Source organism: Plantactinospora sp. BB1 (genome assembly GCF_003030385.1).
GTDB lineage: Bacteria > Actinomycetota > Actinomycetes > Mycobacteriales > Micromonosporaceae > Plantactinospora.
The window spans coordinates 756316-769261 of sequence record NZ_CP028159.1; the positions used below are offsets into that span (position 1 = coordinate 756316).

The 12946-nt window shown below is 72.3% G+C and carries 12 protein-coding genes; 4 read left to right on the forward strand and 8 right to left on the reverse strand.

Annotation, left to right across the window (positions count from 1 at the left end; genetic code table 11):
- Positions 1-14 precede the first annotated feature (14 nt).
- Positions 15-332, reverse strand: coding sequence for a DUF6582 domain-containing protein (locus tag C6W10_RS03240; protein WP_107256386.1), 318 nt, complete (start codon positions 330-332; stop codon positions 15-17).
- Positions 333-580: 248 nt separating this feature from the next.
- Here C6W10_RS03240 and C6W10_RS03245 point away from each other — a divergent pair, with 248 nt between their 5' ends.
- From C6W10_RS03245 to C6W10_RS03255, 3 genes are all read left to right on the forward strand, one after another.
- Positions 581-1576 (forward strand): aldo/keto reductase, encoded by a 996-nt coding sequence (locus C6W10_RS03245; protein ID WP_107263618.1) that lies wholly within the window; start codon positions 581-583, stop codon positions 1574-1576.
- Between the two features lie 10 nt (positions 1577-1586).
- On the forward strand, positions 1587-2171 hold the full coding sequence (locus C6W10_RS03250) for a TetR family transcriptional regulator (RefSeq protein WP_107256388.1): 585 nt from the start codon (positions 1587-1589) through the stop codon (positions 2169-2171).
- A 217-nt stretch (positions 2172-2388) separates the two neighbouring features.
- On the forward strand, positions 2389-3807 hold the full coding sequence (locus C6W10_RS03255; RefSeq protein WP_107256390.1) for a glycosyl hydrolase family 18 protein: 1419 nt from the start codon (positions 2389-2391) through the stop codon (positions 3805-3807).
- A gap of 60 nt (positions 3808-3867) precedes the next feature.
- On the opposite strand, the gene C6W10_RS03260 is transcribed toward C6W10_RS03255, so the two are convergent.
- From C6W10_RS03260 to C6W10_RS03280, 5 genes are all read right to left on the reverse strand, one after another.
- Positions 3868-4677, reverse strand: a complete 810-nt coding sequence (locus C6W10_RS03260) for a DUF4232 domain-containing protein (RefSeq protein WP_199853850.1) — start codon at positions 4675-4677, stop codon at positions 3868-3870.
- Position 4678: 1 nt separating this feature from the next.
- A complete protein-coding gene (locus C6W10_RS03265) occupies positions 4679-5665 on the reverse strand; it encodes an MBL fold metallo-hydrolase (protein ID WP_107256392.1) in 987 nt (328 codons plus the stop codon).
- A 238-nt stretch (positions 5666-5903) separates the two neighbouring features.
- Positions 5904-7358: a hypothetical protein gene (locus tag C6W10_RS03270; RefSeq protein WP_107256394.1), complete on the reverse strand. Its 1455-nt coding sequence runs from the start codon at positions 7356-7358 to the stop codon at positions 5904-5906.
- Positions 7355-7861 carry a SigE family RNA polymerase sigma factor gene (locus C6W10_RS03275; RefSeq protein WP_107256396.1) on the reverse strand — a complete coding sequence of 169 codons (507 nt, stop codon included), beginning with the start codon at positions 7859-7861 and terminating at the stop codon, positions 7355-7357. Before C6W10_RS03275 ends, C6W10_RS03270 begins: the two co-directional genes overlap by 4 nt.
- Before the next feature lie 97 nt (positions 7862-7958).
- Positions 7959-9110 carry a sorbosone dehydrogenase family protein gene (locus tag C6W10_RS03280; protein WP_107256398.1) on the reverse strand — a complete coding sequence of 384 codons (1152 nt, stop codon included), beginning with the start codon at positions 9108-9110 and terminating at the stop codon, positions 7959-7961.
- 165 nt (positions 9111-9275) lie between these two features.
- Here C6W10_RS03280 and C6W10_RS03285 point away from each other — a divergent pair, with 165 nt between their 5' ends.
- Entirely contained in the window at positions 9276-9881 is a 606-nt protein-coding gene (locus tag C6W10_RS03285; RefSeq protein WP_107256399.1) for a TetR/AcrR family transcriptional regulator, read from the forward strand.
- Positions 9882-10064: 183 nt separating this feature from the next.
- Here the strand turns inward: C6W10_RS03285 and C6W10_RS03290 are convergent, their stop codons facing one another.
- Entirely contained in the window at positions 10065-11156 is a 1092-nt protein-coding gene (locus C6W10_RS03290) for a GDSL-type esterase/lipase family protein (protein WP_107256401.1), read from the reverse strand.
- A 245-nt stretch (positions 11157-11401) separates the two neighbouring features.
- Entirely contained in the window at positions 11402-12823 is a 1422-nt protein-coding gene (locus tag C6W10_RS03295; protein WP_107256403.1) for a BNR repeat-containing protein, read from the reverse strand.
- Positions 12824-12946: the final 123 nt, after the last annotated feature.

A 12946-nucleotide genomic window follows, 5' to 3' on the forward strand; every position in this document is an offset into this window, starting at 1 on the left:
CCGTCGGCGGCCCGTCACCCGCCCGAGCCGCGCCCGCCGTGTGCCGGGTTCGGCGTGTGCGGGAGCTTGCCGAGCTGCCGCCAGTCGGACTCGGCGACCTGGATGTCGTAGTGCTTGGCCGCCGCGAGGATGTTCGCGAACGCCTGGTCCCGCTCGGCGTCGCTGACGTCGTGCGTCTGGTCGAACCGGGCGAGGGCGTTGCGGACGTGCGACGCGTCGGTGAGTGGTTCCTTGCGCTTCCCCGGAAAGGCGAACGCGCTGTCCGGCAGTTCACGGGACTGCTTGCTGCTGATCACTCCGTGCTGGTCGACGGGCTTCCAGGTGGTCTTCATGGTTTCCTCCCGACGAGGGTCGTCCACCCGGTTCTGGTACCCCCGGCGCGGGCCGATAACCGGCCGGCCGACTCGGCGGCCGTCCTGAGCGACTTGCTGACAAAGTTTGGATTCTGTCAGTCGTCAGTCCATACTTGATGAAGCGGCGACACCCGCCCCGGCCAGCGGCCAGCCTGGAGTCGCCGCGCCCGGACGTCGCCGGCAACCGGTCCGCCGGAGCAGTGGCGGCACAGACGAAGGAGCAGAACATGGAGAACCGGACACTCGGCACCAACGGCCCCACGGTCTCCGCCCTCGGCCTCGGCACGATGGGGATGTCCGACCTCTACGGACCCGCCGACGAGACGGAGAGCATCGCGACCATCCACGCCGCCTTGGACGCCGGGGTCACCCTGCTGGACACCGGCGACTTCTACGGCGCCGGACACAACGAGATGCTCCTCGGCCGGGCGCTGCGCGAGCGCAACCGCGACCAGGTCACGATCAGCGTCAAGTTCGGCGCGCTGCGCGACCCGGACGGCGGCTGGGACGGCACCGACGGCCGCCCGGAGGCGGTACGGAACTTCCTCGCGTACACGCTGCGCCGGCTCGACACGGACCACGTCGACGTGTACCGGCTCAGCCGGCTCGACCCGGCGGTGCCGATCGAGGAGACCGTCGGCGCGATCGCCGAGCAGGTGACCGCCGGCCGGGTACGCCACATCGGCCTCTCCGAGGTCGGCGCGGCGACGATCCGCCGGGCCCAGGCCGTACACCCGATCGCCGACCTCCAGATCGAGTACTCGCTGCTGTCCCGGACCGTCGAGGCGGAGATCCTGCCCACCTGTCGGGAGCTGGGCATCGGCGTGACGGCGTACGGGGTGCTGTCCCGGGGGCTGCTCAGCGGGCACTGGACCGCCGACCGGCAGCTCTCCCCCGGCGACTTCCGCTCGTTCAGCCCCCGGTTCACCGGCGACAACCTCCAGGCGAACCTGCTGCTGGTGGACGCGCTGCGCGAGGTCGCGCAGTCCCGTGGCGCCACCGTCTCCCAGGTCGCCATCGCCTGGGTGCTCAGCCGGGGCACCGACATCGTGCCGCTGGTCGGTGCCAGGCGCCGGGACCGGTTGGCCGAGTCGCTCGGGGCGCTCGACCTGACGCTCGACGCCGACGACCTGGCCGCCATCGAGCGGGCCGTACCCGTAGGGTCCGCCGCCGGTGCCCGCTACGCCGCCCCCGCGATGGCCCACCTGGACAGCGAACGGTGAAATAGTGCCCATGGCCGACTCGACGCTGACCCCGGAACGGATCCTCGAAGCGGCGGAGGAGGTCCTCCGCCGCTTCGGCCCGGCGAAGGCGACCGTGGTCGACGTCGCCCGGGCACTGGGGGTGAGCCACGGCAGCGTCTACCGGCACTTCGCCAGCAAGACGGCGCTGCGCGAGGCGGTCGCCGACCGCTGGCTGGACCGGGTGCACGCGGAGCTGCCGGCGGTGACCGCCAGCAGCGCACCGGCGCCGGAGCGGCTGCGTTCCTGGCTGCACACGCTGCACGGCACGAAGCGGGCGACGGCGCTCGACGATCCCGAACTCTTCGCCACCTACATCGTGCTGGTCGGTGAGGCGAGTACGGTGATCGCCGCGTCGCTGGACGGGCTCGTCGCGCAGCTCTCCCGGATCATTGCGGACGGGGTCGCCGAGGGCGACTTCGCCGTCGCCGACGTGCCCCGGGCCGCCCGCGCGGTCCTGCACGCCACCGCGCGGTTCCACGATCCGACGCACTCGGCCCACTGGGCCGACCCGGAGATCGAGCGGCAGCTCGACGCCGTCTGCGACCTGCTGCTCGACGGCCTCCGCCCCCGCTGATCCGGCGCACGCCACCGCATCCGTCCCGACGGTGGGCGATGCATTGACATTATTAGTTAACTTTCCTAATGTTTCAGCAACTCAGCGACATCGATCCCGATCCGCCTCGCCCGGGTGCCGGCGCCGAACCCCGCCGCCGCCGCACCGGTGCCGCGGCGACCCCCACCCCCACCAGGTCGGATCGAGCGGCTGAGGCCTGCGACAGAAGGGAACGTCGATGTCACCCACCACGAGCGCCGAGCGGGTCCCCCCGCCGGGACGCCGCCCCGGCTGGCGGTCCAGGCTCTGCACCGGAGCGCTCGCGCTCGCCACCGTCGCCACCGGGACGGCCTTCGCGCTCGCGCCGCTCTCCCCGGCCGAGGCCGTCGTGCTGCCCAACAACTTCAAGAGCGTCGGCTACCTGCCGAGCTGGGCCGGCGACGTCAACGCCGTCCAGTACAACAAGCTGACCCACATCAACTACGCCTTCGTACTGCCGAACCCGAACGGCACACTGCGGGCCGTGGAGAACCCGAGCAAGCTCTCCGCGCTGGTGTCGCGGGCGCACGGCAGCAACGTCAAGGTGTCGATCGCGATCGGCGGCTGGAACGACGGCGACGACTCCGCCTTCGAGGCCCTGGCCGCCAACTCCGCCAGCCGGACCACCTTCGTGAACAGCGTGATCAGCTTCGTGACGCAGTACAACCTGGACGGTGTCGACATGGACTGGGAGTACCCGGACCCCGGCACCTCGGCGAACAACTTCACCGCCCTGATGCAGCAGCTCAGCGGCCAGCTCCGCAGCCGGGGCAAGCTGCTCACCGCCGCCGTCGTCTCCGAGGGCGGCAGCGTCAACGGGGTACAACCGGCCGTCTTCGGCTACGTCGACTGGCTGAACATCATGGCGTACGACGGCGGCAGCCCGCACGCCAACTACGACTGGTCGATCAACGCGGTGAACGGCTGGAAGTCGCGCGGCCTACCGGCCAGCAAGGCGGTGCTCGGCGTACCCTTCTACAGCCGCCCCGGCTACTACACCTACTCCGCGCTGGTCGCGATGGACCCGGCCAACGCCAACCGGGACTGCACCACGGCCGGCGGTGCCCAGCAGTGCTACAACGGCATCCCGACGGTGAAGCGCAAGACCCAGTGGGCGCTGGCCAACGCCGGCGGGATGATGAACTGGGAGCTGTCCCAGGACACCAACAACGCCACCTCGCTGGTCAGTGCCATCTACGACACGGTGATGGGCGGCGGCACCCCGCCGCCCGGCCGGACCGGGCAGATCACCGGCATCGGCGGCAAGTGCGTCGACGTCGCGGCGGCCTCCAGCGCGAACGGCGCGGCGATCCAGCTCTACGCCTGCAACGGCAGCAACGCCCAGCGCTGGACGGTCGGCACCGACGGCACCCTGCGGGCGCTCGGCAAGTGCGCCGACATCACCGCCGCCGCGACCAGCAACGGCGCCAAGGTGCAGCTCTACGACTGCAACGGCACCGGCGCGCAGGTCTGGCAGGCGCAGAGCAACGGCACCCTGCGCAACCCGGCCTCGAACAGGTGCCTGGACGCCACCGACAACAGTTCGGCCGACGGCACCCGGCTACAGATCTGGGACTGCTTCGGCGGCGCCAACCAGGTGTGGCGACTTCCGGCCTGATCCCGGCACCGCAGCCGGCCCGGTCGCCACAAGCGGCCGGGCCGGCTGCCGTCCCGCCGGCTACCCCGCGCCGCCGGTCGACCTCCCGCCGACCGCCGGACCCAGCCCGGCACCCGGACCCGCCGCGTTCGGCATGACCGCCGGACCGTCGCCGACACCCGAACCCGCCGCGTTCGGCGTGACCGTCGGACCCTCGCCGACACCGGGACCGGGCGCGCTCGGCGGAGCGGAGGCCGGCGGGCCGTCACCGGCGGGCGACCGCCACACGTTCACCGCCAGCCGACCGGTGGTGCCGAGGTCGATCCCGCCGCCCGGTGCGACGAGCTGGGTCGGTGCCCCCGGCGCCGGCGCGATCTCCAGGTAGCTCGCGTTCGTCGCCGGCTCGGTCGACTCGGTGACGGTGTTCCGCCAGAGCACCCGGGCCCTCGCCGTCTCGCCCGGACCCAGCAGCACCGGCCGGGGCGGCACGTCGTAGCTGTCCGGGGCGCTCACCGGCGCCGACCCGTTGCCGACCGTGACGTCGAGCGGCCGCCGCTCCTGGTCGAGTACCCGCACCACGGGATAGCCGTCGAGCCGGTAGGGAGCCGTGCCGCAGTTGCGCAGCTCGATCCCGAGCGCCCGCAGGCCGAGCGCGGGCTCCACCTCACCGGCGGTGATCAGAAAGCCGTCGGGACACTCGACGGCGGTCGGCGCCGGCTCGGCGGTCAGGGTCGGCTCGGGGATCGGCGGCCTGCTCGGCGTGCTGCACGCGGCGAGCAGCGCGACCGCACCGAGCAGGGTGCCGAGCCGGCGCGACCGCCCGAGCCGGTACGGCGGAACGCCGATCGTCATCCAGGAGCCTCTCCGACCCTGCCGGGTCTCGTCGATCATCTCAGCCGAACGTGTAGCCGGTCAGGTACTCCGGAACCACGATCCGGCTCCTCGGCGACGCCTTCCGGATCGCCGTGATCATCGCCTCCAAGCGCGGCCGGTCCGCCGGTGCGATCGGCGGCGGATTCCGCAGCTCGGTCTCGAAGTTGTCCCAGTGCACCGGTACCACTATCTCCGGATGGTCGAGCGCGGCGAGCAGCCGGGGCAGGTAGTCGTGGGTGGCACCACTGGCGGCCATCGCGACCATCGCGATGTCGGGCCGCAGCCCGGTCACGTTCCGTTCCACGAAGTCGCTGGCGCCCATGAAGAAGACCGCCGGGCCGTTCCTGATGCTCAGCTGGTAGGCGAGGGTGTCGCCCTCGGGCAGGTCGGCCACGGTGGCGGGCTTCGCCGGGCGGCTCAGCCGCAGCCCGGGGATGCCGATCGAGTACGCCGCGTTCCGGCTGTGCAGCGAGGCGACCACCTCGACGGTGTAGTCACCGAAGTCGAGGACCTCGCCCCCCTTGACCAGGCCGAGCTGCCCGGACGGGATGCCGGAGGCCAACCCGAGCTGGTACGTCGTCATCGTGCCGAGCACCCGCGCCCCGGTCGTCGTCGCGATGTGCGGTACGTCGTTGAAGTGGTCCCAGTGCGAGTGGGTGACGAGTACCGTCTCGGGCCGGCCGACGTGTTCGTCGACGGTGCCGGTGGCGACGGTCAGCGGGGTGGCCAGGTCCATCCCGCCGTCGAAGAGTCCGGTCCGGTACCGGCTCAGGTACGGGTCGACGAGTACCGTCCGGGAGCCGATGTCGATCCGCCAGCCGGCCGTACCGAACCAGCGGAACGTCGCGGTGGCGCCGCGCGCCCGCCGCCCGGTGGCGGCGGTAGGTGCCGGCCGGGTCGCCGCGACGGCCGGCCCCGGTGCGACGGTGGCGGCGAGCCCGGTCGCGGCGGCGCCGACGGCGGCGGTCCGGAGCAGGCCCCGGCGGTCGAGTCGAGGTTCGGGCATGGGTCTCCCCCTCCGATCGGGCCCGGCCGGGTGTGCGGCGCCTGAGCAGCGCCGGCACGCCCGGCCGAGCGGTCGAGTGCGGAAACCCAATCACCGGCCGGTCCGCGCCGTCCAAGACCATCCGGCGGATCCGCCGATAGGCGTTCCGATATCAGCCCTGGTGGCGGTGGTGCACAGGGCGGTCACCCGGCCCGGAAGAATCGTGCGGACACGGCGGACCGCCGACCGGACGAGCGGCTCAGTCCACTCCCCAGCGGTCCAGTTGGAAGCCGCGGTCCGACTCGGCGGAGCCGACGGCGGTGTCGGCGACCGGGCCGGTGCCGACCACCCTGCCGGCGGCGTCGAGCGCCTCCAGGACGAGCTTCTCGGTCGACGGCACCACGAGCAGCGCCGCGTCGTCGGCGACCGCCGCCCGGGCCACCTCCCGGCCGTCCCGGCTGGCCCGGATCTGCGTCGCTCCGACCGGACTGACCACGAGCAGGGCCCGGCTCTCCCGTCCGAGCGGTATGCCGAGCAGCGCCCGGGGGTCGGTCGGGTCCGTGTCGGTGGAGAAGTAGCCGAGCGGGCTGCCGAGCGAACCGTCCGGCCTCGGCTGGGCGTACCTGACGTTCACCATGCCGGTCCACCCGCCGCCGAGCAGCGGACCGGCGACCACGGCCGCGACGCCGTCGTACTCCTTGCCGGGTGTGCCGGCGGTCCGGCCGCCCCAGACGAGGGACGGCAGGGCGAGGGCGTGGGTACGCAACGAGGAGTCCGACTCGCGCAGGGCCGAGCGCGCGTGTTCGACGTCGGGGGTGCCCCGGGCCGCGGAGATCGTCCGGTCGAGTGCCGCCTCGGTGAACTCGCCCCGCAGCGCCGACCGGGGGGCGGGGAGCCGCTGCCGGACCACGCCGTCGCAGGTGATCTGCCACCACTCGTTCCGCAGCGTGTTGGGCGGCCGGACCAGGTAGGAGCCGGTCGGCTCCGGGGTCCACGGCGGTGCCGACGAGGTCAGCGTCGCCCGCGCGGCGGTGGCGAAGCGGCACCCGTCCGGCACGATCGAGACGTGGTAGAGACCGCCCGCACCGACCTCACTGCGGAGCGTGAGCTGCTCGTGGGGCATCAGCCGGACGGAGACGGCCTCGACCCGGGAGGGGTCGCCCAGCACCTGCGGGGTGGCGCCGGCCTCGGCCACCAGCCACCGCCCGACATGATCCGCTTCCTTCTGCGGCGCCTGCGGCTCCGGCTCCGCCCGGACGAAGGCGACGAAGGCGACCCGGTGCGGTCCGACGTCGTCGACGTAGAGCACCCTGATGTCCCGCATCGCCCCGGTGAGCTGGGCGAACCGGCCTGCGGCCTGCTCCTGCCGGACCTGCTGCGACAGCGCCGCGACATAGTCCCGGTCCGCGCCGAGCGAGCCGCGCGGCGGGGACTGCACCAGCCGTTCGACCCAGGCCAGGCGGGTCTCCTCCGGCGTGGACGGCTTGGCGGTGGCGGTGCCACCGTCCGGAGTGCCGCGCCGGCCGGTGTCGGTGCTGGCGACGGCGACGCCGGTCGCGGTGAGCACGGCGACCACCGCGAGACCGGCCGCGACCGCCCGCCGCCGCATGATCCGCCGGTGTCGGGCCAGCACCCGGGCGTACGGATCGGGTACCGGCCTGAGTTCCTCGGTCATCTCGGCCAACGTCCGCCGGACCTCCTCGTCGACCCTCATCCCTTCGCTCCCATCACGTCCACCGCCTGCGTCTGACCGAGCGCCTCCCGGAGCCGGGCCAGTCCCCTGGACGCCCGGCTCTTCACGGAGCCGACGGAACAGCCGAGCGTCCTGGCCACCTCCGCCTCCGGCAGGTCCGCCACGTACCGCAGCACGATCACGGCGCGGGTACGCCGGGGCAGGTCGCGCATCGCCTCGCGCAGCGCCTGGTGCTCCACCACCCGGTCCGCCACGTCCCGCCCCGGCCGGTCGGGCAGGATCGCGGTCAGCACCTCGACCGCCCGGTGGCGCCGCCACACCGTGATGTGCTGGTTGGCGATCGCCCGGCGCAGGTACGCCATGGGTTCGTCGATCCGCCGCCACCGTCGCATCGCCTTGACCAGGGCGGTCTGCACGAGATCCTCCGCCTCCGGCGCCGACCCGGTCAGGTGGTACGCCACCCGTAACAGGTCCATGTAGCGTGTCTCGACGAACTCCCGGAAGCCGTCGTCGTCCACGGTCATCTGCTCTCCGCTTCTGTCAGCTACCCGAATGACCCGGAGCGGGGCGGAAAGGTTGAAGCACGGCGGCGGAAAACCAGCGGTGGAAACTGGGAGGGGCTCAGCCCTGGTTCACCTCGATTCGGAGGATACGGTCGTCGCCCGCCCGTGGGTCGGTGCCGCCCCAGGTGGCGCGGTCGGTGTTCGAGGTGACGATCCAGAGTGATCCGTCGGGGGCCACCTGCACGGTTCGGATCCGGCCGTAGTCGCCGACGAGGTGGGCGATCGGGTCGGCGGTCGCCGCCCTGCCCTGGACGGGAAGCTGCCAGAGCCGCTGGCCGCCGAGCGCACCGATCCAGAGCGACCCCTCGGCGTAGGCGACACCCGACGGGCTCGCCTCGTCGGGGTGCAGCGTGGCGATCGGGGCTTCCCCGGTGGAGCCGGCGACGCCCTCGGTCTCCGGCCATCCGTAGTCGGCGCCCGGGCGGAGGACGTTCACCTCGTCCCAGGTGCGGTGCCCGAGTTCGGATGCGTAGGGGGTGCCGTCGGGTCCGAACGCGATGCCCTGGACGTTGCGGTGTCCGCTGGAGTAGATCGGGGATGGCCCCGGGTTGTCGCGGGGCACGGAGCCGTCGACCGCGATGCGCAGGATCTTGCCGTTGAGTGAGTCGTCGGCCGCGGCGTTCTCCGGCTCGAAGGCGTCGCCCGTGCCGATCCAGAGGTGGCCGTCCGGCCCGATGACGATGCGGCCACCGTGGTGCCGGTCGGCGGTCTGGATGCCGTCGAGCAGTACCCGGTCGACGGTGAGCGAGCCGTAGTCGGCGGCGATCGTCAGCGCCACGATCCGGTTCTGGTCCGCTCCGGAGACCGACGCGAAGACCGTGCGGTCGGTCGCGTACCCGGCGGAGGCGACGATGCCGAGCAGTCCTCCCTCCGAACTGGCCCGGACCCCGGGTACGGTCCCGACCGGCCGCGGATCGCCGCCCCCGGCGGGGACGCGCAGGATCTCCCCGGTGATGCGCTCGGAGACCAGTGCCGACCCGTCGGGCAGGAAGGTGAGTCCCCACGGCGCTTCCAGGCCGGTCACCAGCTCGTCCGGCTCACCGAGGGTCGCGATCCCGGCCGTCGGTGCGGCGTTCGACTGCGCCGTCCGGAGTGGCGTCGCCGTCGACTCGCCGGCCGAGTCCGTGCATCCGCTCAGCGCTCCCGCGATCGACGCGGCGACGACCGCCCCGCGCCATCGCGAGCGCCGGGTCACGGTCGGGTTTCCCATCCGGTCCGTCGTCGCCCTGACTCGGATGTCTCGGCTCCGTCTGGACGTTGGACGAAGGCGTCGCTGGTCAGACCAGTGCATGAGCTACCTCCCCAGTATATGTACGATCTGTACACTACGGCCGTAGAGAGAAATGTACAAGCAGTCCACAAGCAGGGAGTGGGAATGTCCGAGACCGCTGCCACCCGACGGGGACGCGGCCGCCGGCCGGCTGCCGAGGTACGGGCCGCCGTACTCGCCGCGGCGGGGCGCCTGCTGTTGCGGGACGGGATGCGAGCGGTGACCTTCGACCGGGTCGCCACCGAGGCGGGGGCGAGCAAGATGACCCTCTACAAGTGGTGGCCGTCGCCGGGTGCGCTCGCCGCGGAGGCGTACTTCACGCAGAGCCGCAGCACCCTCGACTTCCCGGACACCGGCGATCTTCGCGCCGACCTGATCGCGCAGGTCAGCGCGTTCGTCCGGCTACTCAAGGACGAGGGTGCGGAGAAACCCGTCACGGAACTCATCGGCGCGGCCCAACTGGACCCCGCGCTCGCGGAGGCCTGGTCCGAAAGCTACGCGCTGCCCCGCCGCGAACTCGCCCGCACCCGGCTGCGGACCGCGCAGCGGCAGGGCCAACTGCGCGAGGACGCCGATCTCGACATCATCGTCGACCAACTCTGGGGCGCCTGCTATCACCGGCTGCTCGTGCTCAGGGTGCCGTTCGACGAGTCGATCGTCGCGCGGCTGGTCGACCACGCGCTCTACGGGGCGGCACCGCGAGCTAGCTGACCTCGGAAGGGCGAGCCGTCGTGCGCCCGGGCCGGTGAACCGGACGACCCACCTGCCCCGGGTGCTGCTGCCCGGGACAGGTGGGTCGGGTCGAGACGCCGGCAGGTCGCGATCGACACGGTACGGTTCGGACACTCTCCGGCTGTGCGGTCCCGAACCGGTGCGCGGCGCCTCGGGCAGCGGTCAGCGGGCGGTACAGCTCGGCGTGAGACCGGCTCCGCTGCCGGTGCCCTGGAAGCCGAACTCCGTCGACTGGCCGGCGGCGATCCGTCCATTGTGGCTCACGTTGCTGAACTGGACGGCGCCGCTGCTGCCGCTGCGCTGGGTGTTCCAGGCGTTGGTGATCGTGGTGCCGGACGGCAGGGTGGCGTCGACCGTCCAGCCGGTGGTGCCGGCGGAGCCGGCGGTGACGCGTACGGTCGCCACGAAGCCGCCGTTCCAGGAATTGAGCGAGACCGTGGCGGTGCAGCCGGCCGGCGGGTTCGTCGGCGGGTTGGTCGGCGGGTTCGTCGGACCGCCGGTCGGCGGCGTGCTGGGCGTGCCGGTGGGAGTCGGGGTGGTGCCGCCGTCGGTGAGGCTGCCGGGCACCGCCAGCAGGGCGTTGTACCAGGTGGTGGCCATCTTGCTGTAGCCGGTCGCGTTCGGGTGCACGCCGTCGGCCAGGTCGGCGGCGGTGAGCGCGGCGTACATGTTGACCAGGTACACCTGTCGACCGGCGTTCGCCCGGGTCTGCACGATCTGCGGTATGGCGGCGTTGAAGCTGCGCACCTGGGCGTCGGTACTCGCGGACCCGGCCGGGACGATGGTGGCGACGAAGAGCTTCGCCTCGGGTGCGGTGCTGGTGATCCGGTCGATCAGCGCGGCCAGCCGGTTCGGTGCGTTGGGCAGGTCCCGGTTCTGGAAGATGTCGTTGGTGCCGATGTGCAGCAGGATGGTGCGTGGCTGGTAGGTGTTGAGCCAGTTGACGATGTTGGCGTCGATCTGGTCGATCCGCCAGCCGGAGTGGCCCTCGTGGTCACGGTCGCCGAGGCTGGCCGGGCCGTTCGCCTGGGAACCGACGAAGTCGACGGTGTATCCGCCGGCCACCACCTTCTGCCACAGGTCGATCCGGTATCCGCCCGGCACGTTGAAGCCGTCGGTGATCGAGTCGCCGAGTGGCAGCACCCGGACCCCGGCCGCCGCCTCCACCCGCTGGCCACCGTGCAGCAGGATCGCGACGGTCACCAGTACGACCGCCAGCAGTGCGCCGGCACACCGACGCGTGGTCGTCGACATGGGGACCCACCTCCCAACGCATCCATCATCTTCGATTGAATCCATTGAATGCCCCGACCCGGCGCCGGGACCGCCGGACGCGCGGCTGAGCGGCGAACGCGCCCGCACGTGCGCCGAACGGCCGAACGGCCGAGCGGACGAGCGGACGAGCGGACGAGCGGGCGAACAGGCGAGCGGACGAGCGGGCGAGCGGACCGTCCGCACGGGGCGGCGTGCGGTCGGCCCGGTGCCTGCCGGACGAGGTGTCAGCCGAGCCGGAAGTCGACCACCCGGATCGGCGAGGGCGTCGTGCCGCTGGAGGAGCGCTGGTAGAGGATGGAGAGCACCCCGTCGCTCTCCACCCGGGTCCGGTCCACGATCACCTCACCGAAGGCGTTCAGCCCGGCGCCGTCGAAGCGTACGGTCCAGTCGGTGTAGCCGCTGGCCCGGCTGGCGGTGACGATCCGGCCGTACGGCAGCACCACGTAGGCGTTGTCGGCCGCGTCGAGCACGATCTGGGACCGGCCGGTCGCGTTCAACGGCACCGGGATCTCGATCTTGCGCCAGACTCCGGAGGAGTTGCGGAAGAGGTGGAAGGCGCGGCCGTTGGCCCGGCGCGCCGAGGCGTACGACGTGACGCAGGAGGTGAACCGGCCGGGTACGTAGCTGATCACCACGTGCGGGTTGCCGGTCGAGTCGACGTCCTGGCTCTCCTGGTTGATCAGCCCGTGGTTCGGCGGCAACGGGTCGACCACCAGCCCGGGGCTGGAGATCGACACCAGATTGCCCGAGTTGGTGGTGCCGACCACCGCACCGGCGTTGTTGCGCCAGGTCCGGCCCTGGTCGTCGCTGTAGAGGTAGCCGGTGTCGTGGTTGGTCAGGCCGCCGCTGTTGCAGGTGACCGCGGAGTTCCCCTCCCGCCAGGTGAAGGCGGCGTGCAGCCGGCCGCCGGGGCCGTAGGTCAGGCCGTGCAGGTACATGTTCCGGGTGGTGCTGGTGGCGCCGTTCGCGCTGTACGAGCCGGTCGCCGACTGCCAGCGACCGAGCCGGCGCCAGGTGGAGCCGTCGTACTCGGCGAGTTCGTTGGTGCCGTTGCCGGAGCGTCCGGTCCGGTAGCTGAACTGGAGCCGGTTGCCGGGCGCGACCCGGAACTGCGGGTACGTCATGGCGCCCAGCCCGACCCCGTCCAGGCTGCGCTGCACCGCGCCGAAGCGGCCGGCCTCCCAACTCCGCGAGCCCGGCGCGGAGACCAGCCCGGCCTCGGACTTGAGGTAGTAGATCTCGCTGTCGTGGGTGTCCATCGCGACGTGCAGCCGGCCGTCGCCGGGCGAGATGCCGAGCGCGATGGAGTTGTGCGAGTCGTTGGTGCTCAACCGGTGCGACAGTTGCAGGGTCTGCCACGCCCCGGACGGCAGTTGCCGGCGGGCGAGCACCGCGTTGCGGGTCGAGGTGTACCAGGCCGCGTACTGGTAGCCGGCGTGGCTGACGATGCCGTCGCCGTACGAGTTGTTGTTGACCAGGCCGTCGTAGGAGACGAAGTAGAGCGCGGCGGGATCGAGCTGGGTGTCGCCGAGCCGGGTCACCCCCGGAGCCGCCGCGACCGCCGGGGACGGCGGGACCAGCGCCGCGACGACCCCGACGACGAGTGACGCCGCCAACGCGGCCCGACGGGAGGACGGGGCGGGCATGGCTTCTCCCTCGCGCCGGGCGCCACCGGGCGCTCCCAGATGAATGGATTCAACTTACATCCAGCTCCATCAATCTGGAAGGCCGTCCGGTCCGGCCGGATCGAAGGCGTCCGGCCCGACCCG

Bases quoted from the DNA above. Each gene is read 5' to 3' on its own strand.
- C6W10_RS03290 (WP_107256401.1), bottom strand. From the start codon at position 11,156: ATGTCGACGACCACGCGTCGGTGTGCCGGCGCACTGCTGGCGGTCGTA.
- C6W10_RS03260 (WP_199853850.1), bottom strand. From the start codon at position 4,677: ATGATCGACGAGACCCGGCAGGGTCGGAGAGGCTCCTGGATGACGATC.
- C6W10_RS03275 (WP_107256396.1), bottom strand. From the start codon at position 7,861: ATGACCGTGGACGACGACGGCTTCCGGGAGTTCGTCGAGACACGCTAC.
- C6W10_RS03250 (WP_107256388.1), top strand. From the start codon at position 1,587: ATGGCCGACTCGACGCTGACCCCGGAACGGATCCTCGAAGCGGCGGAG.
- C6W10_RS03255 (WP_107256390.1), top strand. From the start codon at position 2,389: ATGTCACCCACCACGAGCGCCGAGCGGGTCCCCCCGCCGGGACGCCGC.
- C6W10_RS03245 (WP_107263618.1), top strand. From the start codon at position 581: ATGGAGAACCGGACACTCGGCACCAACGGCCCCACGGTCTCCGCCCTC.
- C6W10_RS03265 (WP_107256392.1), bottom strand. From the start codon at position 5,665: ATGCCCGAACCTCGACTCGACCGCCGGGGCCTGCTCCGGACCGCCGCC.
- C6W10_RS03240 (WP_107256386.1), bottom strand. From the start codon at position 332: ATGAAGACCACCTGGAAGCCCGTCGACCAGCACGGAGTGATCAGCAGC.
- C6W10_RS03280 (WP_107256398.1), bottom strand. From the start codon at position 9,110: ATGGGAAACCCGACCGTGACCCGGCGCTCGCGATGGCGCGGGGCGGTC.
- C6W10_RS03270 (WP_107256394.1), bottom strand. From the start codon at position 7,358: ATGAGGGTCGACGAGGAGGTCCGGCGGACGTTGGCCGAGATGACCGAG.
- C6W10_RS03295 (WP_107256403.1), bottom strand. From the start codon at position 12,823: ATGCCCGCCCCGTCCTCCCGTCGGGCCGCGTTGGCGGCGTCACTCGTC.
- C6W10_RS03285 (WP_107256399.1), top strand. From the start codon at position 9,276: ATGTCCGAGACCGCTGCCACCCGACGGGGACGCGGCCGCCGGCCGGCT.